Source organism: Phaeospirillum tilakii, from assembly GCF_042683125.1.
GTDB lineage: Bacteria > Pseudomonadota > Alphaproteobacteria > Rhodospirillales > Magnetospirillaceae > Phaeospirillum > Phaeospirillum tilakii.
The window spans coordinates 1-24,617 of sequence record NZ_JBHUIY010000045.1 but is presented as its reverse complement, the minus strand read 5'-3'; the positions used below and the strand labels follow the sequence as shown (position 1 = coordinate 24,617).

The following is a 24,617-nucleotide window of genomic DNA, read 5'->3' as shown; positions in this document are numbered from 1 at the left end:
GCCGCCGCCGCCGGCCTCGGCGTGGCCGGCTTCCGCCGTGCCGGCCGAGGCCGCGCCGCGCACCGCCCGTGCCGAGGCCGGGGGCGCGGCGCCGTGAGCGTTGACGCCGGACGGAGGAGGCGGGCATGACCGGACTGTCCGAGCCGTTCATCCGCCGGCCGGTGGCGACGTGGCTGCTGGCCTTCGCGGTGGTGCTGGGCGGGCTGCTCGGCTTTCGGCTGCTGCCGGTGTCGGCGCTGCCCCAGGTCGATTTCCCCACCATCCAGGTCACCACCCGGCTGCCGGGGGCCAGCGCCGAGACCATCGCCGGCCTGATCACCACCCCGCTCGAACGCCAGTTCGGCCTGATTCCCGGGCTGGCGACGATGACCTCGACCTCGTCGCAGGGATTGAGCCTGATCACCCTGCAATTCGCCCTCAACAAGGAAATCGACGTCGCCGCCCAGGACGTCCAGGCGGCGATCAACGCCGCCGGCGGGGTGCTGCCCGAGGATCTGCCCTACCCCCCGGCCTACGCCAAGGTCAACCCGGCCGACGCGCCGATCCTGACCCTGGCGCTGCAATCCGACACCCTGCCGCTGACCGCGGTCAACGATGCCGCCGACACCCTGCTGTCGCAGAAGCTGTCGCAACTTTCCGGGGTGGGGCGGGTGCTGATCGAGGGGGGCCAGCGCCCGGCGGTGCGGGTGCGGATCGATCCGGCCCGGCTGTCCGGCTACGACCTCGCCCTCGAGGAGGTGCGCAGCGCGCTGGCCAAGGCCAATGCCGACCTGCCCAAGGGCAGCTTCGACGGGCCGAGTCAGGCGCTGTCGGTCGGGGCCAACGACCAATTGACCGAAATCCGCGGCTATGCCGATCAGGTGATCGCGTGGCGCAACGGCGCCCCGGTGCGGGTGCGCGACGTCGGCGAGGTGGTGGAGGGGGTCGAGAATGCCCGCGTCGCCGGCTGGCATGACGGCCATCCGGCGGTGATCGTCACCATCCAGCGCCAGCCCGGCGCCAACGTGGTCGAAACGGTCGAACGGGTGCGGGCGCGGCTGCCCGATCTGCTGGCGGTGCTGCCGGCCGGGATCGCGGTCGATGTGCTGGCCGACCGCACCGAGACCATCCGCGCCTCGGTCGCCGACGTCGAATTCACCCTGGCCCTGACCGTGCTGCTGGTGATCGGGGTGATCTGGGGCTTCCTGCGCAGCCCGCGCGCCACCCTGATTCCGGCGGTGGCGCTGCCTTTGTCGCTGATCGGCACCTTCGGGGTGATGGCGCTGGCCGGCTTTTCGCTCGACAACCTTTCCTTGATGGCGCTGACCATCTCGGCCGGTTTCGTCGTCGATGACGCGATCGTGATGATCGAGAACATCGTTCGCTATGTCGAAAAGGGGCTGAGTCCGTTCGAGGCGGCGCTGGCCGGCGCGCGCGAGATCGGTTTCACCATCGTCTCGCTGACGGTGTCGCTGGTGGCGGTGTTCATCCCGCTGCTGTTCATGGAAGGGATCGTCGGCCGGCTGTTCCGCGAGTTCGCCCTGACCCTGACGGTGGCGGTGTCGGTGTCGGCGCTGGTGTCGCTGACCCTGACCCCGATGATGTGCGGCCAGTTCCTGCGCGGCGGCGCCGGCGAGGCCCGCTCCGGCCGGTTGTTCCTGGCCCTGGCCGCGCTCTATGCCCGCTCGCTCGACTGGGTGCTGCGCCGCCAGGGCGCCACCCTGCTGGTGGCGCTGGCGACCCTGGTCGGCACGGTGGTGCTGTATGGCGCGATGCCCAAGGGCTTCCTGCCGACCCAGGATACCGGCCTGATCGTCGCCACCACCGACGCGCCGCCGACCATTTCCTTCACCGCGATGGCCGAGTTGCAGCGGCGGGCGGCCGATCTGGCGCGCGAGGACCCGGCGGTGTCGGGGGTGGCCTCGTTCCTCGGCGTCGGCCCGGTCAATCCCACCGCCAACACCGGCAGCCTGTCGATCGTGCTGAAGCCCCGGCGCGAGCGGGGCGAGCCGGTCGAGGCGGTGATCGCCCGCCTGTCGGCCCGGCTCGCCGGCCTGCACGGGGTCGAGGTCCATCTTCGCCCGGCCCAGGACATCCAGATCAGCCCGCGCGCCAGCCGCACCCGGTTCCAGTACACCCTGTCCGACGCCGATCCGCTCGAACTGGCGGCGTGGGCGCCGAAACTGATGGAGCGGATGCGGGCCTCGCCCCTGCTGACCGACGTCGCCTCCGACGCCCAGGATGGCGGGCTGGTGGCCGACATCCGCATCGACCGCGACCGCGCCGGCCGGTTGGGCGTGCTGCCCCAGACCATTGACGCCACCCTCTACGACGCCTTCGGCCAGCGCCAGATCTCGACCATCTACACCCAGGTCAACCAGTACCACGTGATCCTCGAGGTCACCCCCGAGTACCAATTGGGGCCGGAGGCGCTGGGCGCGATCTATCTGCGCTCCTCGAACGGGGCGCTGGTGCCGCTGTCGGCGCTGGCGACGGTGACCCGGCGCACCGCGCCGCTGCTGATCACCCATCAGGACCAGTTCCCGGCGGTGACGCTGAGCTTCAACCTCGCCCCCGGCGCCTCGCTCGGGCAGGCGATCGCGGCGGTCGAGGCGATGCGGGCCGAGATCGGCCTGCCGGTGGCGGTGGCCGGCGACTTCACCGGCGACGCCGCCGAGTTCCGCTCTTCGCTCGACGGCGAGGTCTGGCTGATCCTCGCCGCCCTGGCGGTGATCTACATCGTGCTTGGCGTGCTGTATGAAAGCTTCATCCACCCGGTGACGATCATGTCGACCCTGCCCTCGGCCGGGATCGGCGCCCTGCTGGCGCTCGATCTGTCCGGGCACGATCTGTCGCTGGTCGGGCTGATCGGCATCCTGCTGCTGATGGGGATCGTCAAGAAGAACGCGATCATGATGATCGATTTCGCGCTGGAGGCGGAGCGGCGGCGCGGGCTCGATTCGTTCGAGGCGATCCGCGAGGCCTGCCGGCTGCGCTTCCGCCCGATCATGATGACGACGATGGCGGCGCTGCTCGGCGCCCTGCCGCTGGCGCTCGATGCCGGCACCGGGGCCGAGCTGCGCCGGCCGCTCGGCATCGCCATCGTCGGCGGCCTGCTGCTCAGCCAGTTGCTGACCCTCTACACCACCCCGGTGATCTATCTGCTGTTCGACCGGCTGCGGAAGAAGGGGGGATAGATGGGGCTGTCCGGGCTGTTCATCGCGCGTCCGGTCGCCACCCTGCTGCTGGCGCTCGGGCTGCTGCTGTCCGGTCTGGTCGCCTTCGGCCGGCTGCCGGTCGGGCCGCTGCCGGCGGTGGATTTCCCCACCATCATGGTGATGGCCCGCCTGCCCGGGGCCAGCCCGGCGACGATGGCGGCGACGGTGGCGGCGCCGCTGGAGCGCCGCCTGGGCGAGATCGCCGGCGTCACCGAGCTGACCTCGACCAGCAACCAGGGCTCGACCTCGATCACCGTCCAGTTCGACCTGTCGCGCGACATCAACGGCGCCGCCCAGGACGTTCAGGCCGCGCTCAATGCCGCCCGCGCCGACCTCGCCGTCGATCTGCCCACCCCGCCGACCTACCGCAAGTTCAATCCGGCCGACGCGCCGATCATGATCCTGGCGGTGACCTCCTCGACCCTGGCCCCGGGCCAGATCTACGACGCCGCCGACGCGATCCTGCTCCAGCGCATCTCGCAGATCGACGGGGTGGGGCGGGTGTTCCTCGGCGGCGGCGACAAGCCGGCGGTGCGGGTGGCGGTCGATCCGGCCCGGCTGTCGGCGCTCGGCCTGTCGCTCGAGGAGGTCCGCGCCACCCTGGCCGCGGCCAATGTCGCCAATCCGCTCGGCAGCTTCGATGGCGGGCGCGAGGCGATGACGATCGCCACCAACGACCAGCTCCGCACCGCCGCCGAGCACGCCCCCCTGATCCTGCGTGCCCAGGACGGGGCGATCCTGCGCCTGACCCATGTCGCCGAGGTGACGGATTCGGTCGAAACCGTGCGGCAGGCCGGCTGGTACAACCACGAGCGGGCGGTGCTGGTGATCATCGGCAAGCAGCCCAACGCCAACGTGATCGAGACCACCGAGCGGATCCACGCCTTGCTGCCGCAATTGCGCGCCTGGATGCCGGCCGGCACCGAGGTGGCGGTGACGATGGACCGCTCGGGCAACATCAAGGCCACCCTGGCCGACGTCGAGACCACCCTGCTGATCTCGGTGATCCTGGTGGTGATGGTGGTCTATCTGACGCTGGGGCGGGCGACGCCGACCCTGGCGGCGACGGTGACGGTGCCCCTTTCGCTCGCCGCCACCTTCGCGGCGATGGCCCTGCTCGGCTACAGCCTCAACACCATCTCGCTGATGGCGATCATCATTTCGGTCGGCTTCGTGGTCGATGACGCCATCGTGATGATCGAGAATGTCGCCCGCCACATCGAGGCCGGCGACGACCCGCTGACCGCCGCCCGCAAGGGCGCGTCCGAAATCGTCTTCACCGTGGTGTCGATCACCGTCTCGCTGGTGGCGGTGTTCATCCCGCTGCTGTTCATGGGCGGCATCGTCGGCCGGATGTTCCGCGAATTCGCGGTGACGCTGGCGGTGGCGATCGCCGCCTCGGCGCTGGTGTCGCTGACGGTGACGCCGACCCTGTTCGGCCATCTGATGCGGCGGGCCGATCCCGGCCGGCGGCCGGCTTGGCCGGCGCGGGCGGGGCAGGCGGCGATGGTGGGGGCGCAGCGGCTCTATCTCGCCCTGCTGCGCCATGCCCTGGCCCATCCCTGGCTGATGCTGGGGGTGACCTTCGGCGCGATCGGCCTGACCATCCATCTCTATGGCGCGGTGCCGAAGGGGTTCTTCCCGCCGCAGGACACCGGGATGATCTTCGCCTCGGTCGAGGCCCGGGTCGATATCGGCTTTCGCGCCATGGCCGAGCGCCAGCAGAAGGTGGCCGAGGTGATCCTGTCCGACCCGGCGGTCGAGCGGCTGGCCTCGTTCATCGGCAGCGGCGGCGATGGCGGGCTCAACAACCAGGGCCGGATCTTCATCGGCCTCAAGCCGATCGAGCAGCGCGGCGTCAGCGCCCAGCAGGTGATCGACCGCCTGCGCCCCAAGCTGGCCCGGGTCGATGGCGTCACCGCCTTCCTCCAGCCCGGCCAGGACATCCGCGTCGGCGGCAATCGCGGCCGCGCCAACTTTCAGTTCGCCCTGGTTTCGGATTCGCTCGACGATCTGCGCGACTGGACCCCGAAGCTGATCGAACGGCTGAAGCAGGAGCCGCAGCTCACCGACATTTCCAGCGATCTCGACAAGCTGATGCCGCAGGCCAAGGTGGTGATCGACCGCGACGCCGCCGCCCGGCTCGGGGTCGATGTCAACACCGTCGATCAGGTCCTCCAGGACGCCCTGGCCGAGCGGCAGGTGGCGACGATGTACACCCAGCGCAACCAGTACAAGGTGGTGCTCGAGGTCGATCGGCGTCACACCGAAAGCCCGGTTTCGCTGCATCAATTGTGGGTCAAGAGCAGCGACGGCACCACCCTGGTGCCGCTCGACGCGCTGGCCCGGTTCGAGCCCGCCGCCGACCCGGTCTCGGTCGCCCACCGCGACCAGTTCCCGGCGGCGACGATCAGCCTCAACCTCACCCCCGGCACCGCGCTGGGCGCGGTCGAGCCGCTGCTGACCCAGGCGGCGCGCGACATCGGCCTGCCGCCGACCCTGCACGTCGTCCCGGCCGGCAATGCCAAGGCGTTTGCCGACACCGCCCGCGACCAGCCGATCCTGATCGCCGCCGCGCTGCTGACGATCTTCATCGTCCTAGGCATCCTGTACGAAAGCGTGCTGCACCCGCTGACGATCCTGTCCACCCTGCCGTCGGCCGGGCTCGGCGCGCTGCTGGCGCTGCTGGTGACCGGGACCGAACTGACCCTGATCAGCCTGATCGGCGTGTTCCTGCTGATGGGGATCGTCAAGAAGAACGGCATTCTGCTGGTCGATTTCGCCATCACCGCCGAACGCGCCGGGGCGACCCCGCTCGAGGCGATCGCCGCCGCCTGCCGCATCCGCTTCCGCCCGATCACCATGACCACCCTGACCGCGCTGCTCGGCGCCCTGCCGCTGGCGGTGGCCGGCGGCCCAGTCGGGGCGCTGCGCCAGCCGCTCGGCATCGCCATCGTCGGCGGGCTGCTGCTGTCGCAGATGCTGACCCTGTTCACCACGCCGGTGGTCTACCTTACCCTGGCCCGGCTGTCCCGCTGGTGGCGCACCCGGCGGGGCCGCAACGAGGAGGTCGTGCCCTGATGCCGGATCGGTCCCTGTCGGGCTTTCGCCCGCCTGCCAATGAATTAGGCGGGCTGCCGCCCGCCGGCCCAGCCGGGGCGATGCCCCGACCCCCCTTTATTTTTGAAAAGGAAGGGGGTTTGGGGCCTCGCCCCAAGCGGGGTGCGGGGCGGCAGCCCCGCTTGGCGCTGGTGCTGGTGGCGCTGTTGTCGGCCTGCTCGATCGGCGACCCCTACCAGCGCCCGGAAACCCCGACCCCGGCGGCGTGGAGCGCGGCCGAGCGCGCCGCCGTCTGGCCGGCGCCGGACTGGTGGCGCGGCTTCGGCTCGCCCCAGCTCGACCGGCTGATGGCGCAGGCCAGCGCCGACAATTTCGATCTCGCCGTCGCGGTGGCCAAGCTGCGCGCCGCCCAGGCCCAGTTGCGGGTAGCCGGGGCCAGCCTGTGGCCCGAGCTCACCGCCGATGCCAGCGGCACCCGCCAGCGCGCCTCGATGACCGCCTCGCCCTCGGCCACCGCGCGCAAGCCGGTCTATTCCTCGTCCTATTCCGCCACCCTCGGTGCCAGCTACGAACTGGATTTCTGGGGCAAGAACCAGGCCGGGGTCGAATCCGCCCAGGCCCTGCTCGACGCCTCGGGCTTCGATTACCAGACGGCGGTGCTGTCGATGCAGGCCAGCGTCGCCAGCACCTATTTCGACATCCTCGGCACCCAGGAACGGTTGCGCCTCGCCCGCGAATCGCTGGCCAATGCCGAGGCGGTGCTGGCGGTCTACCGCGACCGCTTCACCGCCGGCACCGCCACCTCGCTCGACGTCGCCCAGCAGGAAAGCGTGGTCGCCACCCAGCGCGCCACGGTGCCGCCGCTGGAGCAGAGCCTCCAGCAATCGCGTAACGCTTTGGCGATCCTGGTCGGCCAGTTGCCCGAGGCGCTGGATCTCGCCCCCGAGACCATCGACGCGGTCCGGGTGCCGGCGGTCGGTCCCGGGCTGCCGTCCGAACTGCTGGCCCGCCGCCCCGACGTGCTGTCGGCCGAGGCCAACCTGCGCGGCGCCAATGCCGACGTTACCGTCGCCCGCGCGGCGTGGTTTCCCTCGATTTCGCTGACCGGACAGGCCGGGTTCCAGAGCGTCGATCTGGCCAAGATGATGACCCACCAGAGCCTGCTGGCCTCGATCGGCCCCAGCCTGACCGTGCCGCTGTTCGACGGCGGCAAGATCGCCGGCACCGTCGAGCAGAAGAAGGCGATCCGCGAGCAATTGGTGCAGACCTACCGCAAGACGGTCTATTCGGCCTTTTCCGATGTCGAGAACGCCCTGGTCGGCTTGCAGAAGACCAGCGAGGAGGAACAGGCCGAAATCGCCGCCGAGGCCACCGCCCGCCGCGCCTTCACCCTGACCCAGGACCTGATGAGCGGCGGCACGGTCGATATCAGCAGCGTGCTCAATACCCAGAAGACCTGGTTCACCGCCCAGGACGCCCTGGCCCAGGCCCGCGCCGCCCGCCTCAAGGCGGCGGTGACCCTGTTCAATGCCCTGGGCGGAGGGTGGTCGGGGAAAAATCAGGAATAAAAACGCGGGCTCCGCCCGCACCCGCCAGGAGCCAGCGGCTCCTGGACCTGCTTCGGTTTGTCGTGTGCGGCCGGCACCAGAGCCCAAGCTGAAGGCTGATCGGGCTCCCGACCATTGAGGCTGGTCCAGGAGCCGCGGGCTCCTGGCGGGTGCGGGCAGAGCCCGCGTCTGGACGTCTCGTCAGGCCATGCCAGCGCGGGCGCGGGGGTCGTAGCCGTGGCGGGGGCCCCATTTCTCGACCAGCTTCTTGAACTCGGCATCGTCCTCGGGCAGCACCACCCGCAGGGTGACGAGCTGGTCGCCGCGGACGCCGTTGGCGCCGGGGATGCCCTTGCCCTTGAGGCGCAGCACCGCGCCGCTGTTGGAGCCGGGCGGGATGGTCAGGCTGACCTTGCCGTCGATGGTCGGCGCGGTGACCTTGCCGCCCAGCACCGCCTCCTGCACCGAGATCGGCAGGTCGAGCAGGATGTCCTGGTCGCGGCGGGTGAAGAACGGGTCGGTTTCGACCTTGAGGTCGATGAAGGCGTCGGGGACCACCGCGGCGGTCGGGCCGGCCGGCTGGCCCTGGCCCTTGAGCCGCAGGGTCTGGCCGTCGGTGGCCCCGGGCGGGATCTTGACCTCGACGGTGCGGCCGGTGATCAGGGTTACCCGCTTGGTGGCGCCCAGCGCCGCCTCGGCGAAGCTCACGGTGAGGGAATGGCGTACCTCGCCGATATGGTGGCGGCGGTTGGCCTCGGCCTGGGCGCGGCCGCGCTCCTTGCGCCGCAGCATCTCGGCCAGGATGTCGTCGGCGTCGCCGAACGAGAAGCCCGAGGATTTCGATGAGCCCCAGCCGCTGCCCCAATCGCCGGCGCCGCCGCCGGGATTCCACGAGGAACGCTGGCGGCGCGGCGCGCCCGAGGCGTCGATCTCGCCCGAATCGTACTGCGCCCGCCGGGTGGGGTCGGACAGGAAATCATAGGCGGCGGAGACGTCCTTGAACCGTTCCTCGGCCTTCTTGTCGCCGGGGTGGAGATCGGGGTGCAGTTTGCGCGCCAGGGCTCGGTAGGCCTTCTTGATGTCTTCGTCCGAGGTGCCTTTGGTCACGCCCAGAATTTCGTAGGGATCTTTCACGGTTTCGGCGTCCGCATCATCGAGGAACACAGGGGGGAGCGGGGAGGGTGCGGTCCCCGCGGTCGGGGCATGTTACGGAAAGTCGTCGGACTCCACCACACGGGATTCCGTTTCCGCGCCAATCCTCTCCCCCGGGAAAAAGCGCAGGGGAGGGATGGCATCGAACGTCTATCCCGGGCGGGGGAATTGGGGCATGGTGGACGGGCGGTCGTTCCGGCCGTTCCGTCCTCCCCCAGTCACGATCCGAACCGCGATGTCCGCCGATCCAACCGATCCGATTGCCCGTTTCGAAGCCTGGCTGGCCGAAGCCTCGGCCAGCGAACCCAACGACCCCAACGCGATGGCCCTGGCCACCGCCGATGCCACCGGCCGGCCGGCGGTGCGGATGGTGCTGCTGAAGGCGGTCGATCCGCGCGGCTTCGTGTTCTACACCAATCTCGAAAGCCGCAAGGGCGAGGACCTCGCCGCCAATCCCCAGGCGGCGCTGTGCTTCCACTGGAAAAGCCTCAAGCGGCAGGTCCGGGTCGAAGGCAAGGTCGAGCCGGTCACCCCCGAGGAGGCCGACGCCTATTTCGCCAGCCGTGCCCGCGCCAGCCAGATCGGCGCCTGGGCCTCGCGCCAGTCGCGCCCGCTCGAAGGCCGGTTCGAACTGGAACGGCGGATCGCCGAGGCCACCGCCCGCTTCGGCATCGGCGGCGTGCCGCGCCCGCCGCACTGGTCCGGCTTCCGGGTGGTGCCGCTGCGGATCGAGTTCTGGCAGGACCGCGCCTTCCGGCTGCATGACCGTCAGGTGTTCCTGAAGGAAGAGGGGGGATGGCGCCAGCTCAGCCTGTTCCCGTAACCGGGGTCGATCCCGCCGCCGAGGCCCGGCTGATGCGGTGGGCGACCTATGCCTCGACCGCCACCGCCGCGCTGCTGATCGCGACCAAGCTGGCGGCGTGGCTGGCGACGGATTCGGTGGCGCTGCTCTCCACCCTGATCGATTCGACCATCGATTTGGCCGCCTCGGTGCTGACCCTGGCGGCGGTGCGGCAGGCGTTGCAGCCGGCCGACCGCGACCATCGCTTCGGCCACGGCAAGGTCGAGGCGCTGGCCGGGCTGGGGCAGGCCGCCTTCATCCTCGGTTCGGCCGGGCTGCTGGCGAGCGAGGCGCTCGGCCGGCTGGTCCATCCGGTCCCGGTCAGCCATGGCGGCTGGGGCATCGCCGCGATGGGGGTGTCGATCCTCGCCACCCTCGCCTTGCTGGCGTTCCAGCGCCGGGTGGTGGCGCGGACCCGCTCGCTGGCGATCCGGGCGGATTCGCTCCATTACGCCGGTGACGTTGCCCTCAATCTCAGCGTGATCCTGTCGCTGCTGCTGGCGATGGGGCCCGGCTGGGCCCTGGCCGACCCGCTGTTCGCGATCGGCATCGCCGCCTGGCTGATGGTCAGCGCCGGCGGCATCGCCCGGGGCGCGATCGCGACGCTGATGGATCAGGAACTGCCCGAGCCGGAGCGGCAGCGGATCCGCGCCCTGGCGGTGGCGCATCCCGAGGTGATCGGGCTGCACGATTTGCGCACCCGCAGTTCGGGGCGGCAGGGCTTCATCCAGCTTCATCTCGTGCTGCCCGGCCAGTTGCCGCTGGTCGAGGCCCACCGCATCGCCGATCAGGTCGAGGCGGCGATCCTGGCCGAGTTCCCCCGCTTCGAGGTGATCATTCACCAGGATCCGGACGGGCTGGCGGAACCACATCCGCTCCCCGAGTGAGGTCGCCCTCGTCCTGTGGCCCCAGCGCCCGGGCCAGTTCGCTGACCCGGCGCCGCACCCGTGGATCGGGGATGCGATAGTAGGTGCGGATCAGGTCGAGCGCCTCGCGGCTGTTGAGCGGCACCGACGCCGGCAGGTCGGGATCGATCTCGGCGCGGGTCAGGTGGCGCGGACTGGCGGCGCTGACCTGGGGCGGCATCTCCTCGTAGAAATAATCGACCGCCACCTCCAGCACCCGGGCGAGATCGTACAGCCGCGAGGCGCCGATCCGGTTGGTGCCGCTCTCGTATTTCTGGATCTGCTGAAAGGTCAGGCCGAGCTGGCCGGCCAGCGCCTCCTGGCTGAGACCGAGCAGCATGCGCCGCAGCCGCAGCCGCTCCCCGACATGGACGTCGATCGGATTGGGCCGTCCGGAGCGCGTGCGGCCATGGCTGGAGAGACGGGTGTTCGACACGGCGGTTATCCGTTGAGGTTGCGCCTGTTCGGTTTTAGACCGTTTGCCGAAACCTTCAAGTCGTATTTTGCTGGTATGGGCAACCCAATGGATTTCTGAGTGAGGTATAAAAACCATAGGATGTCGCTGCCGGCCCGGACCGTCCCGGCGCGGAGGCGCCGCCGGTCTCCCTTGCCGGGCCACGGTCGCGTCAGTCAAGACAGTGAAAATCGGGGGGATGGGCCAGCGGCCCGGTGCGGGTTCGCCACGGGGAGGCGCCCCCTGGGCTGATGCACCGGCGGGCGCGCGGCCTGCCGCGATCAGGCCCGGCCGGGGCGATCCCCGGCCGGGAAAGGATGATCAGGCCGCCTTGCCGTCGACGATCTGCGGCGCGGGGGCGGGGGCCGCGCTGGTGATGGCGATGGTGCGGGGCTTCATCGCCTCGGGGATCTCGCGCACCAGATCGATGTGGAGCAGGCCGTTCTGCAGCGACGCCTGGGCCACCCGGATATGGTCGGCCAGCTCGAAGCGCCGTTCGAACGAGCGGCCGGCGATGCCGCGATGGAGGTACTGCACCGGGGCTTCCTCCTTGCGCGCCTTGCCGGCGATCAGCAGGGTGTTGCCCTTGGCGGTGATTTCGAGATCGGAGTCGGAGAAGCCGGCCACCGCCATGCTGATGCGGTAGCGGTCCTCGTTGAGCTTTTCGATGTTGTAGGGCGGATAGGCGAGGGCGGATTCATCGACGTGGCTGGCGGCTTCCAGCACACGGTCAAGATGATCGAACCCGATGGTGGAACGGAACAGCGGGGTAAGGTCGAAGGTACGCATGACCAGTTCTCCTTTGCGAAGCAACCAGATCGCAGCGACCCGCCCCTGGCGGGCCGCCGGCGTCGGCCCCATGACGGCGACCGCGCCCGAAAAATCTGGGGCGGCGGCCAGCACCGTCAAGGGGAGGAAAACGGAAAAAAATCGCTCAGGTGATCTCGAACCGGGCCAGGGTCTCGGCGAGGTCGTCGGAGAATTGCGGCCCCTTGCGCACCAGGGCGGCGCGGGGCGGCAGGCCGCGCAGCTTGGGGCTGCCCCATTCGTAGCTGGTCAGCACGGCGAAGGGGATGCCCTCGGTGGTCGGCATCGCCGCCAGGGCGCAGCCGAGGTCGATCGCGGTCAGCAGCCCCTGTTCCATCGAGGCCAGCACCATGTCGGGCCGGGTCCGCACCACGGTTTCGAGCGCGACGAAGGCATCGCGCACCACCGAGGTGCGGTAGCCGCAATTGGCCAGTTCGCGCTCGACGATGTGGGCCATCGCCCGTTCCGGCAGCACCAGAAGGATCTCGACGTTCTTCTTCTCGATCTTGCCGAAATCGATGTCGGCCGGACGCTTGGCCGGCAGCGCGCGGATCACCGCCGGGGCGTCGGATTCATCGACCGCCTCGCCGTCGGCCAGCTTCTCGATCCGGTCGATGAACACCTGGATCTCGTCGATCTCGGCGTCGTCCAGATCCTTCAGTTCGCCGACATATTCGTCGAGCCGGTGGGTCACCAGCTTGATCATCGGCAGGTTGAGGCCGTGGGCATGGCTGCGCAGGTTGCTGGCCTCGCGCTTCAGGGTGGCCAGCCCGTCCTGGGTGGAAATGCTGCGCGAACGCAGGTTGCCGAGCAGAACCTGAAGCTGACTGGAGGTGTCGCGCAACTCGTCGAGGAACTCGTTGATGACACGCAGTTCGTTTTCGTTATCGGCGGCGGTAACGGGCATTGGGGGACTCCGCGAAGCAATTCATGCCTAAAGTTATACACCTAGCTATGTCGAACGAAAAGATTCGCCCTCATTGTGCCGCCTCCCGCTGTCGCTCCAGCACGTCGGCGAGGGTGTAGCGGTCGAGTTCGGCGAAGAAGGCGGTCAGACCGGCCGCCAGGGCCTGGTAGGCCAGGCAGCGCCCTCCCATCCGGCAGGGGTCGGCTTCTTCCTCCTCGCGCAGGCAGCGAACCAGGGCGAAATCCTCCTCGGTCGAGCGGATCAAGGCGCCGAGGCGGATCTGCTCCGGCCGTTTGAGCAGGCGGACACCGCCATGCTTGCCCCGCACCGTCTCGAGATAGCCGGCGCGGCCAAGATGATGCACGACTTTGGTTAAATGATTCTTGGAGATCCCCTGACATTCGGCGATCTCGTTGACGGTGACCAGATCGCCTTCGTGCAATCCGACATGGATCAGAACCCTCAGCGCATAATCGGTGTGCAGGGTGAGACGCATCGTTTCCGGAATCCGCGCAATATCGGGGCGGTTCATGCTGGCGGAACGGCGCGGTGGGGTCAAGGGCGGCACGGAACGGGTTCCAAGGGCCCCCGGCCCTTGGCGGGGGCGGGCAGAGCCCGCTTTTTCTTCTTTTACAGCACCCGCTGGCGTTCGTGCAGCACGCGGGCGAGGTCGAGACTGCGCGCGGCCTGATCGAGGGTCAGGATGCCGCGCCCCTCCAGCGCGTCGAGCTGGCACAGCAGCACCGCAGCGGTGGCCATCGCGTCGCCCAGGGCGGTGTGGCGGTCGGTCAGCGGGATGCCGTAGCGGGCGCAGATCGCGTCGAGCGAATGGCCGGCGTCGGGGCCGTCGAGGAAGTCGGACAGGATCATGGTATCGAGCACCGGACCATCGAAGCGCACCGCGCTGCCGGCGGTTTCGACCTCCAGGAACTTGAGGTCGAAGGCGGCATTGTGGGCCACCATCACCGCTCCGGCGACATAGGCGCGGAACTGCGGCAGCACCACCCGCGCCGGCGGCTTGTCCTGGACCATCGCGTCGGTGATGCCGTGAAAGCGCACCGATTCGGGCGGGATCGGCCGGCCGGGATGGATCACCCGGCTGAAGCTTTCTCCCGACAGGATCCGCCCGTTGACGATCCGCACCCCGGCGATCGAGACGATGCGGTCGCCCTGCGACGGGGCGAGGCCGGTGGTTTCGGTGTCGAACACCACGAAATCAAGCGATTTCAGCGGTCTGGTTCCGAGGTCCCCGGTGTCGCGCGGCAGTTCGAGCAGGCCGAGATCATGGAATTCCGGCCGGGCCGGCAGCGGCGGGCCGGATCGGGCGCCGCTGGCGCGGGCCGGCTCGACCGGCAGCCGGACCCAGCCGCCGCCGGCTTCGTCCGCGCCGCAGGCCGGGCCGCCCTCACCGTTCGGGCCGGCGGGAAGCAGGGCGCGCGCGGTCAGGCCGCCCAGCGCCGCCAGCGTCAGGTCGAGCCAGCGCTCCATCGCGACGGCGGGCAGGGAAGGGCCGGTCGGCCAGCGGATCTCGATCCAGGCGGCCTCGCCGTCGCGGCCGGCCGACAGGTCGAACGCCCCGGCGCCGGTGTGGGCGGCGACATGGCGGACCAGGTCTTCGAGCGCCAGCGTCAATGAATAGGGCTCGGCGTGCAGCCAGACCGGCAATCCGACCACGGTGACCGCGGGCGCCGTGTCGAGACGGTCGCGCACATCGGACAGCAGGTCGGTCGAGAGCAGGTCGCCGCTCGGCCACCAGCCCGCCAGCAGGCGATCATAGCCCGCGACCGCCCGCCGCAGCGCCTGTCCGGCGGCGTGGCACGCGGCCTCGACCGCCGGCGCGTCGGCCAGGGCGGCGGCGATCCGCTCCAGCGGCGCCTCGATGCCGGCGGCGATCTCGCGCCGCAGCGCCTCGCGTCCGCTCAGGCTGGCCAGTTGCGGCGCGGCATCGACCAGGGTGACGACATAGCCGGCCAGCGCGCCGCCGCCGGCCCGGATCAGGCTCATCCGCGCCTGGAGCAGCAGGCGGCCCTCGACCGTGCCGACCAGGAAGGGGACGCCGCGGCCGCCGCCGTCGGGATCGGCGCCGAGCCGCTCGATGGTCCGCACCACCGGCTCGCGCGCCAGGGTCTCGAACAGCGAGCGGCCCAGGCCGAGGTCGGCGGTCGGGCCGAGCAGGTCGAAGGCGACGGTATTGTAGAGCACCAGTTCGTGCCGCTGGGTGCAGACCACCACCCCTTCCTGGAGGTCGTTGAGGATCGCGGCAAGGCGCTGGGCATTGTCCTCGGCCCGGCGGGTGGCGGTGGCGAGGCCGGAGGCCAGCTCGGTCTTGGCCCGCATCATCCGGGCGCAGATCTCGTTGACCGCCTCGGGCAGCGGCGACAGCATCGCATAGGCGGCGGGATCGAGCCCGGGGCGGTCGCCGCCATAGGCGATCGCCCGCACCTCGGTCGCCATCCGCCGCAGCGTCCGCATCACCAGCGCGTCGATCACCTTCCACGCCACCACGAACAGCAGCGCCGCCCCGGCCAGCGCCACCAGGGTCAGGGCGGTGAGCGAATCGCCGGTCAGGGGGGCGGCGGCGAGGGCGCGGGCGGCCAGGATCACCGCCGCCGCGTTGGCGACGAACGCGCCGGCCAGCCAGGGGAAGGGGCCGCGCCACCGGATCGCCACCGCCGAAGCCTCCATGCTGGGATCGGATGACAGGTTACCCCGTCCCCCGCCTTCGCCGCAACCGGACACCCCCCCCTCGCGCTCTCCCGGCCTCCCGTCGCCGCAACGGAAAAATGGTCCAGGATGATGGGGAGACAAAATACCTTTTCGGCGCGCAAATTGGGTTTGACAGGCGGGTCGGCCGGTGCAACATTACAGCCCGTTAATGAGGTCCGGTGGTCACGGGGGTCGTGAGCCACTCCTCTTCATCAACGCTGGAGTACTGAAAATGGCTGAGAATAGCTTGTCGGGCCTGACCGTCGAAGAAGCCGTCGCGGTCCACAACCAGTTCAAGACCACCTTCTCCGCTTTCCTCGCCATCGCTGCCGTTGCGCACGTCCTGGTGTGGATCTGGAAGCCCTGGTTCTGATCTGAGCCCTTCGGGTTCAAATCTGATCTGGTTTGATCGAATTATCTCTTTTCCTTAGGGGGAAATTATGGGCGACGAACACAAGATTTGGCTGGTCATCAATCCGTCGACCTGGCTGCCCGTGATCTGGGTTGTCGCGACCGTCGTCGCGATCGCGGTCCACGCTGCCGTCCTGGCCGCGCCGGGCTTCAACTGGATTGCCCTGGGCGCCGCCAAGCACGCCGCGAAGTAATTTCGCGACGGTTGCAGGTCTGCGACCAAAAGCGGACGGCTGCCGGGGAGTTCCCCTGGCGCCGTCCGTTTTTTATTGTCTGAACGGTCCGCGCCGACGGGCGGCAAGGCCGACCCTCAGTCAGGGGCGGCGGCTGGGCAGGCGCATCACCCCGAACCAGTAATCCTGGATGCTGCGGATGGCGGCGAACAGGGCATCGACATCGACCGGCTTGGTGACATAGCCGGCGGCCCCGGCGCGGTAGGCGGCGGCGATGTCGCGCTCGGCGTCCGACGTGGTCAGCATCACCACCGGAATGTCGCACAGGGCCTGATCGGCCTTGATCTCGCCGAGAACGAGATGGCCGTTTTTGCGCGGCATGTTGATGTCGAGCAGGATCAGATCGGGGCGGTGGCCGTTCGAGGCGTCGCTGCGCAGGCGTTCCAGCGCGACCACCCCGTCGCCGGCGTGGTCGAAGCGGCAGGGATAGGTTCCCGACGCGACCGCGGCCCGCACCAGCCCGGCGTCGCCGGGGTCGTCATCGACCATCAGAACAACAAAAGACTGCGCCATGTCTGCAACCTATCAGGCCCGCGTGCGCTGCGGCAAGTGTTGCGTTCTGCCCGGCGGGCGCCATGATCTCAGCGGTTTTGGTTGGGAGCGGGCAGCGGGAATGGTATATCCGCAGGGAACCCTGGGGGAGAAAAATCCGATGAGCAACCGACGTATCCTGATCGCCGGCAATTGGAAGATGAACGGTCTGCTGGCGGATTCGGTCGCCCTCGGCCGTGATCTCGCCGCGCGTTGGGCCGCCGGTCCCCGTCCGGACCGCGATCTGCTGATCTGCCCGCCCTTCCCGCTGATCGCCCCGGTGGCGGCGGCGCTGGCCAAAAGCGAAATCGAGATCGGCGCCCAGGACTGCCATCCCGCGCCGTCGGGGGCGCATACCGGCGACGTCGCCGCCCCGCTGCTGGCCGATCTCGGCTGCGGCGCGGTGATCCTCGGCCATTCCGAGCGGCGCGCCGACCATGGCGAAAGCGACGCCCTGGTCAAGGCCAAGGCCGAGGCGGCGCTGTCGGCCGGGCTGACCGCGATCGTCTGCGTCGGCGAAACCCTGGCCGAGCGCGAGGCCGGCCATACCCTCGACGTCACCCTGGGCCAGTTGCGCGGCTCGCTGCCCGATGGCGCCAACCCGGCCACGGTGGTGATCGCCTACGAGCCGGTGTGGGCGATCGGTACCGGCCGGGTCGCCACCCCGGCCCAGGCCCAGGAGGTCCATGCCGCCCTGCGCGCCGAACTGATCGAATTGCTGGGCGAGTCGGCGGCGGCCGCGACCCGGATCCTCTATGGCGGCTCAATGAAGCCCGACAACGCCGCCGACCTGCTGGCCTTGCCCGATGTCGATGGCGGGCTGATCGGTGGGGCCAGCCTCAAGGCCGCCGATTTCTGGGCGATCGCCTGCGCCGGGCTCTGAGCGGCCGGGGATAGAGGCGGGCTCCGCCCGCACCCGCCAAGGGCCGCAAGGCCCTTGGATCCCCTTGATGGTCGGGCGCGTGAAGGACAAGGAAAGGGTTCCAAGGGCCTTGCGGCCCTTGGCGGGTGTGGGCAGAGCCCACCTTCGATGCGCCCTGGTTCGACTCAGCGCACCCGCACCATGATGCGCAGGATGCCCCACTGCCGGCCCTTGATGATGATCGGCGAGGAGATGTTCTTCATCAGGTCGAAGCGGCCGCCGCCCATGTTGCGGCGATAGGTCTGGAGCAGGAACGACTTCTTCGACTTCATCTGGTTGAGCGAGGTGCGGTCGAGCTGCTTGGTGCGGGCGCGCGAATTGGCGGCGTTCCACACCGGGTCGCTGGTCGGCGGCTTGGCGAAGGCGTCGTTGATGATCGGGTAGTAATTGTTCATGTCGCCCGGGGTGCAGGCCAGGATGTCGGGCGAGGCATTGACCACCTCGTTGCAGATCGGGCCGAGGACGCGGGCGGTGTAGTCGGTGTGGCGCACCACGTAATGCGGCGGCTCGACCCCGGGCACCTGCTGGTAATTGGTGTCGAACAGGGCGTCGAGGCCGATCTCGCCGCGCTCGACCGCCTGTTCCAGCAATTGAGACATCTGGCGGGCGCGTTCGGTGACGATCTTGATGAACGGGCTGTCCACCGTCTCGATCCCGGCCTCGGCGGTCAGGGTGATCATGTCCTCGCTCATTTCGAGCAGGTTGGCGGTGCGCTGCTTGACCGCCTCCATGTCCTCGACCGAGGCCTTGGTGGTTTCCTCGATCAGATCGATCGCCTCGCCGATCGCCGCGCATTGCTCGCGGTTGCGGGCGGCGGCATCGACGATCGAATCGACCTGGCTCTGCACCTGGGCCAGCTCGTGGCTGACCTGCTCGATCCGGGTCACCGCGCCGCCAATGTCGCCGCTGCCGGAGCGGGCCGAGCTGGCCACCGTCGAGGCGGCGCGGGATTCGGCGATCAGGGTGTCGATCAGGCTGCCCAGCGTGGCCAGGGTCGATTGGATGGTGGTGACGGCGTTGGCGGTCTGGCGCGACAGGTCCTTGACCTCGCCCGCCACCACCGCGAAGCCCTTGCCCGCCTCGCCGGCCCGTGCCGCCTCGATGGTGGCGTTCAACGCCAGCAGATTGGTCTGGCCGGCGATCTTCTGGATGTCCTTCGACACCGCCGCGACCTCGCTCAGGGACTTTTGCAGGTCGGGGAGCTTGCCTTCGATGTGGCCGATCCCCTCAACCAGCCCCTCGATGGTATGCAGCGCGGCCTGCGAGGTGGCCCGGGCCTCGTCCATCGCTCCGGCGACGCTGCCCATCGCCGTCTTGGTCGCCACCGATAGATCGTTGATGCGGACGTTGGCCTCGGCCATCTCATGGACCGACCTGACCACCGTCTCCAGATCCTGCTTGCGGCTGAGGCCACGGGCGGCGACCTGATCGACCCGGCCGTCGATCTCGATCGCCTCGACCCCCAATCGGCCGACCCGTTCGGCCATCGCCTTGATGGTGCGCTGGATGGTGTCGGAATCAAGCCCGTGGCCGCCGCCGACCGGCTCGGCCGGGCGGGGCGCGGCGACCACCGGCTCGACCGGCAGGCTGGGGCTGGCATTGGCGGTGGGGGCCCGTTTGGTGAACAGGTCGACGAACGTCATGATGCTCCTCATCGGGTCGCGTCGCGGCCGGAAGCTGCGGCCGGGGGCAGGGGAACAACGGGGCGGCGCTCACGCGGGGCCGCCACCCCGGCGGAAAACGGAGATGCTGTCGCGCGCGGGCGCGGACCCGCCGTTCGGGTCATTTCTTCCCCTTGCGCGTGGCGGGCAGCAGTTCGGGATGCTGGGCGAGAAACCGGCGCGCCGAGGCGCGGCCGATGTCGAACAGGTCGCGGCCGTTGGAATAGGACCAGTCGAGCACGGTCTCCATCTTTTCCGGAGGGATGTCGAACGGCATCTCCAGCAGGTCCAGCTTGTGGTGCTCGCTTCTGGATTTGACGTTTTCAAGGTGCTTGAGCTTGAACAGCTCAAGATCGTCCTCGGCCACCGCGACCAGCGGGATGATCATCGACAGCACCCAGGAATCGTAAAGGTCGCGCGGCGGACGGATCAGCTCGTGCTTGCCGAGCAGGTCGAACACCACGATGGTGTCGAGATTGGGATGGCGCTCGGTCAGGTCCTTGAAATTGAGGCAATCCTGGCTCGCGCCTTCGTAATAGGTGTCCTCGCCGATCGAATAGGGCCCATAGATGAAGGGAAAGGCGAACGCCGCCTTGAAATGGTCCAGCGTGATCTGGTCCTTGCGGAAATTATCGACCCGGTGGCGGGTGACGTTGTAGGCGTTGAGATAGAAATGCGGGGCGATGTGGCGGATCCGCTCGAAATCGACCAGCGTGTCGGCCCACGGCACCCGGGCGCACAGGCCGGGCGAGTTGGGGGAAAGATCGCTGGGGCTGAAGGTGGCGCCGACCAGATCGAACCAGTCGCGCCACAGCCGCCGCCACGGATCGGGCAGCGGCATCTCGCGCGCCGCCTGTAGCCAGGGATTGGCGGCGAGCAGGGCGCGATAGGCCTCGGCGGCGGGGCCGGGCTTGAAGAACACCTTGTAATCGACCGGGAACAGATCGTAGATCCGGTCATCGACATAGGCGTCGAGCCAGCCGGTCAGCGCCGCCACCGGGTCGCCGTTCTTCGGCGCCAGCCACAGCAGGCCGATCAGCCCGCCCGCGCCCGAGGCGGACACCACGTCGAAGGTCACGCCGGCTTCGGCGAAGGCCACCAGCGCGCCGGCCATCAGCGCGGCATTGGGCGCCCCGCCGCTCAGCACCAGCGCGGTGCGGCTGGTCGGATCGGCCTCGGCGCGGTTGATCTCGGTCTGTTTGCTGCGGTTCTCACGGAAAAGGCGGGTTTTGGCGTGCCAATGCGGCAAAGCGTCGGTCATGGCGGGCCTCAATTATAAATTTAATATTTCTGGAAAGCTTATAACATTATCGAAGGTCATAGGGTACCCCTTTCCGGCGAACCCAAGGTGGTCATGGTCGCGCCCTAGACAAAAGTATTGTCCGATTGCGTGCCTAAACCGGTGAGCCTACCCGTTTCGACGCTTGCGGACCGACAGGGCGCCCGCAGGGGCGGTCCGGAAACAAATTGCAAAGACCCCTTCGATGGTATGGTCAGGTTGGTTCGCGATGAGGGAATGAGGATAAAGGTAGCGACTCGCTTTGAAAGAGTCAAAGAATCAAGCGGGCCTATCCTTAGGTTTAAAGAGCCCTTATTCTTACAATGGTACGAAATTCGTCCCCGGCATGTCTTGGTCTTTGGTCAAGAAACTTTACCCAGGATCGATTGCACCCTTGGCGCTAAAAACATTCAATTAGCATCATCCAATGGAAAGAGTTCTGGCGCCGTCGGCGCCGCGCCGAGGGCGGACGCTCTTCCTTTCCGGTCGGACAATCCCAACCTTTGTCATCAGGGGAGGGTGGACGGACGCCGGCCGTCGCCACAGCCTGGACCGAGGGGAACCCACAGATGCGCAGGTACGCCGATGGCCTTTGATCGCGACATTTCCGAGGTCAAGAACTGGATGAACATGTTTCGTTGGGTGGTGAAACTGATCCGCGACGATTACGGCATCGACGAAGCCCAGTTGACCCGCAACGCCAGCATCGAATCCGACATCGGCCTCGGCACCGAACAGGTGGAGGAGGTGCTCGACATCATCGCCGGCTGCTTCGCCATCAAGTTCCCGCCCGGCACCCTCGACGAACTGGTCAAGTTCGAGGAACTGTGCATGCTGGCGGCGTGGCTGCACGGGCTGTACAAGCAACCGGATTTCCTCGGTGCCGACTTCGCCACCCGCGCAGCCGGACTCAACCCCCGCGCCCAGGTGGGGGGGTAGGGTTTCAGAAAAAAAACGTGGGCGCTGCCCACACCCGCCAAGGGCCGCAAGGCCCTTGGAACCCGTCGGTTTGTCGTTCGGCGGCGGCGATGCGGGGATCAAGATCTCGGTCGCGTCGGGTCGCGGTGTCGCTCAAGGAGAAGGACGCCGGTCCGGTTTTCATTCCTGATCGTGCTGATGCCAGCGGCTACGCCTGGACCCCGTTGCCCTACAGCGCCGCCCTGTAAAGGGTTCCAAGGGCCTGTGGCCCTTGGCGGGTGTGGGCGGCGCCCACAAAAAACGCCGGCCGGGGGGCATTCCCCCCGGCCGGCGTTCCCCGTTTCCCGAGACGCCGACGCTAGGCCGCCAGCGGCGGATAGCCCAACCGCTCGGCCAGCTTGACCAGCAACCCTTCGGCGGCCTCGCTGATGACGGTGCCGGGCGGGAAGATCGCCGAGGCGCCGGCCTGATACAGCTCGTCCCAGTCCTGGGGCGGGATCACGCCGCCGACCACGATCATCATGTCCTCGGCGCCGAGCTTGGCCAGTTCGGCCTTGAGCTGCGGCACCAGGGTCAGATGCCCGGCGGCGAGCGACGAGGCGCCGATGACGTGGCAGTCGTTTTCGACCGCCTGCCGCGCCGCCTCTTCCGGGGTCTGGAACAGCGGTCCGACATCGACGTCGAAGCCGAGGTCGGCGAAGGCGGTGGCGATCACCTTCTGGCCCCGGTCGTGCCCGTCCTGGCCCATCTTGGCGACCATGATGCGGGGGCGGCGCCCGTCGAGCGCCTCGAACGCCTTGACCATCGCCTGAACCTTGTTCACCCGCTCGGCTCCCTTGCTCTTGATCTCGCCGCTATAGACGCCGGAGATGGTGCGGATCTCGGCCTTGTGGCGGCCATAGACCTTTTCCAGCGCGGCGGAGATTTCGCCGACGGTGGCCCGGGCCCGGATCGCCTCGACCGACAGGGCGAGCAGGTTGCCCTCGCCGGTTTCGGCCGCCTTGGTCAGGGCGTCGAGGGTCTGCTGGCAGCGCACCCCGTCGCGTTCGGCGCGCAGCTTCTGCAACTGGGCGATCTGGGCGGCGCGGACCGCGCTGTTATCGACCTTCAGCACCTCGATCGGCGCCTCGTCCTCGACGCGGTACTTGTTGACCCCGACCACGGTCTGGCGGCCGGAATCGATGCGGGCCTGGGTGCGGGCGGCGGCTTCCTCGATCCGCATCTTGGGGATGCCGGTCTCGATCGCCTTGGCCATGCCGCCGTTCTGCTCGACCTCCTCGATATGGGCCCAGGCGCGCTCGGCGAGCTGGCGGGTCAGCCGCTCGACATAGTAGCTGCCGCCCCACGGATCGATCACCCGGCAGGTGCCGCTTTCCTGCTGGAGGAACAGCTGGGTGTTGCGGGCGATGCGGGCGGAGAAGTCGGTCGGCAGCGCCAGCGCCTCGTCGAGGGCGTTGGTGTGCAGCGACTGGGTGTGGCCCTGGGTGGCGGCCATCGCCTCGATACAGGTGCGCGAGACGTTGTTGAACACGTCCTGGGCGGTCAGGCTCCAGCCCGAGGTCTGCGAGTGGGTGCGCAGGCTGAGCGACTTGTCGCTCTTGGGGTCGAACTGCTTGATCAGCTTGGCCCACAGCATGCGGCCGGCGCGCATCTTGGCCACTTCCATGAAGAAGTTCATGCCGATCGCCCAGAAGAACGACAGGCGCGGGGCGAACTGGTCGATGCTCATCCCGGTGGCGATGCCGGCGCGGGCATATTCGACGCCGTCGGCCAGGGTGTAGGCCAGTTCGAGGTCGGCGGTGGCCCCGGCTTCCTGGAGGTGGTAGCCCGAGATCGAGATCGAATTGAATTTCGGCATGTTCTGCGCGGTGAAGGCGAAGATGTCCGAAATGATCCGCATCGAGGGTTTGGGCGGATAGATGTAGGTGTTGCGGACCATGAACTCCTTGAGGATGTCGTTCTGGATGGTCCCGGACAGCTTGTCGGGGCTGACGCCCTGTTCCTCGGCGGCGACGATGTAGCCGGCCAGCACCGGCAGCACGGCGCCGTTCATGGTCATCGACACGCTCATCTGGTCGAGCGGGATGCCGTCGAACAGGGTCTTCATGTCGAGGATCGAATCGATCGCCACCCCGGCCATGCCGACGTCGCCGGTGACGCGGGGGTGATCGGAATCATAGCCGCGATGGGTGGCGAGGTCGAACGCCACCGACAGGCCCTTCTGCCCGGCGGCGAGGTTGCGGCGGTAGAAGGCGTTGGATTCCTGGGCGGTGGAGAAGCCGGCGTACTGGCGCACCGTCCAGGGCTGGTTGACGTACATCGTCGGGTAGGGCCCGCGCAGGAACGGCGGCAGGCCGGGCAGGGTGGCGAGATGGTCGAGTCCGTCGAGGTCGGAAGCACTGTAGAGCGGCTTGACGTCGATCCGCTCCGGGGTGTGCCACAGCAGGGAGGCCGGATCCTCGCCGGTTTCGGCCTGGAACCGGGCCTGCCAGTCGGCGAGATCGCCGGACGCCGCGCCGCCGCCGAGCGGCAGGGTGGAGAAATCGGGGAAGGTCGCCATCACGCACAAACTCCGAGACGGGTATGGGCGGCGCGCAGCGTGCCCAGCACGTCGCCGCCGACGAAGATGAAATCATCGATGCCGGCGGCCTGCCACGCCGCCTTGGCCTCGCCCGGATTGCCGGCGAGGTAGAGGGTCTTGGCTCCGGCCGCCTTCAGCGCCTGGGCAAAGGCCTCGGCATGCTCCTGGTAGAAGGCATCCGCCCCGCACAGGCAGGCGGCGGTGGCGCCGCTGGCCTGGAAGGCGGCGACCGCCTCCTCCGGGGTGGCGAAGCCGGTATTGCCGAGGGTCTCGATCCCGCCCGCCTCGAAGAAGTTCTTGGCGTAGGTGGCGCGGCCGGTATGGCTGGCGACCGGGCCGAGATTGGCGAGGAACAGGCGCGGCCACGCCCCGTGCTTGGCGCGGAAGGCGCTGGCGGCGTCGCGCAGGGCCTCGAACGCCTCGCCCAGGCGGTGGCGCGGCAGCGGGGCGCGGGTCACCGCCGGGCGCGGCGCCGGATGGGCGGCGGCGCGGCGGCTGGCGGGGG

General features: G+C 68.8%; 20 protein-coding genes. 9 read left to right on the top strand and 11 right to left on the bottom strand.

The features are described 5' to 3' along the window. The first annotated feature begins 125 nt into the window (after positions 1 to 125). The 3 genes from ACFSNB_RS16505 (at position 126) to ACFSNB_RS16495 (ending at position 7,825) form a co-directional block, all read left to right on the top strand. A complete protein-coding gene (locus ACFSNB_RS16505) occupies positions 126 to 3,176 on the top strand; it encodes a multidrug efflux RND transporter permease subunit (protein WP_377318559.1) in 3,051 nt (1,016 codons plus the stop codon). Further along, positions 3,177 to 6,278: an efflux RND transporter permease subunit gene (locus ACFSNB_RS16500; RefSeq protein WP_377318557.1), complete on the top strand. Its 3,102-nt coding sequence runs from the start codon at positions 3,177 to 3,179 to the stop codon at positions 6,276 to 6,278. 170 nt (positions 6,279 to 6,448) lie between these two features. Continuing rightward, positions 6,449 to 7,825 (top strand): efflux transporter outer membrane subunit, encoded by a 1,377-nt coding sequence (locus tag ACFSNB_RS16495; RefSeq protein WP_377318561.1) that lies wholly within the window; start codon positions 6,449 to 6,451, stop codon positions 7,823 to 7,825. A 180-nt stretch (positions 7,826 to 8,005) separates the two neighbouring features. On the opposite strand, the gene ACFSNB_RS16490 is transcribed toward ACFSNB_RS16495, so the two are convergent. After that, entirely contained in the window at positions 8,006 to 8,938 is a 933-nt protein-coding gene (locus ACFSNB_RS16490) for a DnaJ C-terminal domain-containing protein (protein WP_377318555.1), read from the bottom strand. Positions 8,939 to 9,191: 253 nt separating this feature from the next. On the opposite strand from ACFSNB_RS16490, the gene pdxH reads away from it, so the two are divergent. Further along, positions 9,192 to 9,779 (top strand): pyridoxamine 5'-phosphate oxidase, encoded by a 588-nt coding sequence (pdxH, locus tag ACFSNB_RS16485; RefSeq protein ID WP_377318553.1) that lies wholly within the window; start codon positions 9,192 to 9,194, stop codon positions 9,777 to 9,779. Continuing rightward, positions 9,752 to 10,684, top strand: coding sequence for a cation diffusion facilitator family transporter (locus ACFSNB_RS16480; RefSeq protein ID WP_377318551.1), 933 nt, complete (start codon positions 9,752 to 9,754; stop codon positions 10,682 to 10,684). The genes pdxH and ACFSNB_RS16480 overlap by 28 nt, the downstream gene beginning before the upstream one ends. Here ACFSNB_RS16480 and ACFSNB_RS16475 read toward each other — a convergent pair. The 5 genes from ACFSNB_RS16475 to ACFSNB_RS16455 form a co-directional block, all read right to left on the bottom strand. Next, the gene (locus ACFSNB_RS16475; protein ID WP_377318549.1) at positions 10,632 to 11,138 is read right to left on the bottom strand and encodes a helix-turn-helix domain-containing protein; all 507 of its coding nucleotides are present in this window, start codon (positions 11,136 to 11,138) and stop codon (positions 10,632 to 10,634) included. The genes ACFSNB_RS16480 and ACFSNB_RS16475 overlap by 53 nt on opposite strands. 339 nt (positions 11,139 to 11,477) lie before the next feature. Beyond that, positions 11,478 to 11,945, bottom strand: coding sequence for an Hsp20 family protein (locus ACFSNB_RS16470; RefSeq protein WP_377318547.1), 468 nt, complete (start codon positions 11,943 to 11,945; stop codon positions 11,478 to 11,480). A gap of 145 nt (positions 11,946 to 12,090) precedes the next feature. After that, complete coding sequence (locus tag ACFSNB_RS16465) at positions 12,091 to 12,870, bottom strand: PleD family two-component system response regulator (RefSeq protein ID WP_377318545.1); 780 nt, start codon at positions 12,868 to 12,870, stop codon at positions 12,091 to 12,093. Positions 12,871 to 12,940: 70 nt separating this feature from the next. Continuing rightward, the gene (locus ACFSNB_RS16460) at positions 12,941 to 13,366 is read right to left on the bottom strand and encodes an RrF2 family transcriptional regulator (protein ID WP_377318543.1); all 426 of its coding nucleotides are present in this window, start codon (positions 13,364 to 13,366) and stop codon (positions 12,941 to 12,943) included. A gap of 134 nt (positions 13,367 to 13,500) precedes the next feature. Further along, entirely contained in the window at positions 13,501 to 15,540 is a 2,040-nt protein-coding gene (locus tag ACFSNB_RS16455; RefSeq protein WP_377318541.1) for a 3'-5' exonuclease, read from the bottom strand. 268 nt (positions 15,541 to 15,808) lie between these two features. Here ACFSNB_RS16455 and pufB point away from each other — a divergent pair, with 268 nt between their 5' ends. Both pufB and pufA read left to right on the top strand, forming a co-directional pair. Continuing rightward, positions 15,809 to 15,949: a light-harvesting antenna LH1, beta subunit gene (gene pufB, locus ACFSNB_RS16450; RefSeq protein ID WP_377318539.1), complete on the top strand. Its 141-nt coding sequence runs from the start codon at positions 15,809 to 15,811 to the stop codon at positions 15,947 to 15,949. A 67-nt stretch (positions 15,950 to 16,016) separates the two neighbouring features. Continuing rightward, positions 16,017 to 16,181, top strand: coding sequence for a light-harvesting antenna LH1, alpha subunit (pufA, locus tag ACFSNB_RS16445; protein ID WP_377318537.1), 165 nt, complete (start codon positions 16,017 to 16,019; stop codon positions 16,179 to 16,181). Between the two features lie 120 nt (positions 16,182 to 16,301). Here the strand turns inward: pufA and ACFSNB_RS16440 are convergent, their stop codons facing one another. Next, positions 16,302 to 16,733 carry a response regulator gene (locus ACFSNB_RS16440; protein ID WP_377318535.1) on the bottom strand — a complete coding sequence of 144 codons (432 nt, stop codon included), beginning with the start codon at positions 16,731 to 16,733 and terminating at the stop codon, positions 16,302 to 16,304. Between the two features lie 139 nt (positions 16,734 to 16,872). On the opposite strand from ACFSNB_RS16440, the gene tpiA reads away from it, so the two are divergent. Further along, positions 16,873 to 17,634, top strand: a complete 762-nt coding sequence (tpiA, locus tag ACFSNB_RS16435) for a triose-phosphate isomerase (RefSeq protein ID WP_377318533.1) — start codon at positions 16,873 to 16,875, stop codon at positions 17,632 to 17,634. Positions 17,635 to 17,798: 164 nt separating this feature from the next. Here the strand turns inward: tpiA and ACFSNB_RS16430 are convergent, their stop codons facing one another. Both ACFSNB_RS16430 and ACFSNB_RS16425 read right to left on the bottom strand, forming a co-directional pair. Next, positions 17,799 to 19,316: a methyl-accepting chemotaxis protein gene (locus ACFSNB_RS16430; RefSeq protein WP_377318531.1), complete on the bottom strand. Its 1,518-nt coding sequence runs from the start codon at positions 19,314 to 19,316 to the stop codon at positions 17,799 to 17,801. Positions 19,317 to 19,455: 139 nt separating this feature from the next. Then, positions 19,456 to 20,595 carry a patatin-like phospholipase family protein gene (locus tag ACFSNB_RS16425; RefSeq protein WP_377318529.1) on the bottom strand — a complete coding sequence of 380 codons (1,140 nt, stop codon included), beginning with the start codon at positions 20,593 to 20,595 and terminating at the stop codon, positions 19,456 to 19,458. A 603-nt stretch (positions 20,596 to 21,198) separates the two neighbouring features. Between ACFSNB_RS16425 and ACFSNB_RS16420 the strand changes: the two genes are divergently transcribed. Further along, entirely contained in the window at positions 21,199 to 21,552 is a 354-nt protein-coding gene (locus ACFSNB_RS16420) for an acyl carrier protein (RefSeq protein ID WP_377318527.1), read from the top strand. A 337-nt stretch (positions 21,553 to 21,889) separates the two neighbouring features. Here ACFSNB_RS16420 and scpA read toward each other — a convergent pair whose 3' ends face one another. Together scpA and ACFSNB_RS16410 are read right to left on the bottom strand one after the other, a co-directional pair. Beyond that, positions 21,890 to 24,091, bottom strand: a complete 2,202-nt coding sequence (gene scpA, locus ACFSNB_RS16415; protein ID WP_377318525.1) for a methylmalonyl-CoA mutase — start codon at positions 24,089 to 24,091, stop codon at positions 21,890 to 21,892. After that, positions 24,091 to 24,617, bottom strand: a 527-nt coding sequence (locus ACFSNB_RS16410) for a cobalamin B12-binding domain-containing protein (RefSeq protein WP_377318523.1), incomplete at its 5' end; no start/stop codon positions are given. The genes ACFSNB_RS16410 and scpA, both read right to left, overlap by 1 nt.

Coding starts and splice junctions, on each gene's coding strand:
- ACFSNB_RS16505 (WP_377318559.1), top strand. CDS start 126: ATGACCGGACTGTCCGAGCCGTTCATCCGCCGGCCGGTGGCGACGTGG.
- ACFSNB_RS16500 (WP_377318557.1), top strand. CDS start 3,177: ATGGGGCTGTCCGGGCTGTTCATCGCGCGTCCGGTCGCCACCCTGCTG.
- pdxH (WP_377318553.1), top strand. CDS start 9,192: ATGTCCGCCGATCCAACCGATCCGATTGCCCGTTTCGAAGCCTGGCTG.
- ACFSNB_RS16480 (WP_377318551.1), top strand. CDS start 9,752: ATGGCGCCAGCTCAGCCTGTTCCCGTAACCGGGGTCGATCCCGCCGCC.
- ACFSNB_RS16470 (WP_377318547.1), bottom strand. CDS start 11,945: ATGCGTACCTTCGACCTTACCCCGCTGTTCCGTTCCACCATCGGGTTC.
- ACFSNB_RS16465 (WP_377318545.1), bottom strand. CDS start 12,870: ATGCCCGTTACCGCCGCCGATAACGAAAACGAACTGCGTGTCATCAAC.
- ACFSNB_RS16460 (WP_377318543.1), bottom strand. CDS start 13,366: ATGCGTCTCACCCTGCACACCGATTATGCGCTGAGGGTTCTGATCCAT.
- pufB (WP_377318539.1), top strand. CDS start 15,809: ATGGCTGAGAATAGCTTGTCGGGCCTGACCGTCGAAGAAGCCGTCGCG.
- pufA (WP_377318537.1), top strand. CDS start 16,017: ATGGGCGACGAACACAAGATTTGGCTGGTCATCAATCCGTCGACCTGG.
- ACFSNB_RS16440 (WP_377318535.1), bottom strand. CDS start 16,733: ATGGCGCAGTCTTTTGTTGTTCTGATGGTCGATGACGACCCCGGCGAC.
- tpiA (WP_377318533.1), top strand. CDS start 16,873: ATGAGCAACCGACGTATCCTGATCGCCGGCAATTGGAAGATGAACGGT.
- ACFSNB_RS16430 (WP_377318531.1), bottom strand. CDS start 19,316: ATGACGTTCGTCGACCTGTTCACCAAACGGGCCCCCACCGCCAATGCC.
- ACFSNB_RS16425 (WP_377318529.1), bottom strand. CDS start 20,595: ATGACCGACGCTTTGCCGCATTGGCACGCCAAAACCCGCCTTTTCCGT.
- ACFSNB_RS16420 (WP_377318527.1), top strand. CDS start 21,199: ATGGCCTTTGATCGCGACATTTCCGAGGTCAAGAACTGGATGAACATG.
- scpA (WP_377318525.1), bottom strand. CDS start 24,091: ATGGCGACCTTCCCCGATTTCTCCACCCTGCCGCTCGGCGGCGGCGCG.